Here is a 950-nt window from a genome sequence, read left to right on the forward strand (position 1 = left end):
AAACCCAGTTGATTTAGTGTCTGGTGGGATGGGTGATGTGTATAAGAGACAGGTTCGCCGGCGGCCGCGTGCTCTCGCTCGACGGTCCCGATCTCAATGTGCGCGAGTACGGCGCGACCACCGGCGACCGGGCAGTCGTTCTCCTGCACGGCTATTCGGCGTCGATCGAATGGTGGGAACAGGTCGCGCCCGCGCTGGCTGCGGGAAACCGGGTGGTCGCGATCGATCTGGTCGGCCACGGTGGTTCCGAGGCGACCGGCGACGACAGCGACTACACCGCCACCGGCCAGGCGACAGCGGTCCTGCGCGCACTCGACGCTCTCGGTATCCGCCAGGCGGCCTTCGTCGCGCACTCGATGGGCGGGCACATCACCACCGCGATCGCCGAGCGGAGCCCGGACCTGGTCGAGCGCGTCGCGGTGATCGACACCGCTGGCGGGCCCGGCTTGATCGACCTGCCCGTGCTCGGGCAAATCGGCTGCTGGCCCGTCCTCGGCGCCGTCGCCGATCGGCTGCGCGGTATCGACGCGCTGACGGAGGGCTCCCTGCGCACCGGATTCGCCGACGACTTCCCGGTTCCCGCCTCGGCCCATCGTTCCCTCGAGCAGCTCACCCATCGCGGCGTCTGCAAATCCACCGCCGTCGACGACATGAACAAGGAACGCCCCATCGCGGATCGGCTCGCCGGCACCGGCAAACCGGTGCTGGTCGTCTCCGGCGGCCGGGACGTGCTCGTGCCCACGGCGGCGAACGTCGAGCAGTACACCCGCGCCGGCCTGCCGCCGCGGCTCATCGCGGAATCCGGGCACAGCCCGCTACTCGAACGGCCCGACGAGCTGATAGGGCTCGTGGGGGCGTTCGTCAACCGCTTACGCGGGGCGCAGGTGAGGGGGGAAACCAGGTCAGTAAGGGCGGCAGGTTCGGTTGTGGGTGGGCCGGGTACGCTTTGG

At 69.5% G+C, this 950-nt stretch carries 1 protein-coding gene; it reads left to right on the plus strand.

What is annotated here, in order from left to right:
• Positions 1 to 23 precede the first annotated feature (23 nt).
• The coding region (locus ACFWPJ_RS22490) for an alpha/beta fold hydrolase (RefSeq protein ID WP_378854297.1) at positions 24 to 950 on the plus strand (927 nt) is incomplete at its 3' end.

The organism is Nocardia sp. NPDC058497 (assembly GCF_042720195.1).
In the GTDB taxonomy this organism is placed as follows: Bacteria; Actinomycetota; Actinomycetes; order Mycobacteriales; family Mycobacteriaceae; genus Nocardia.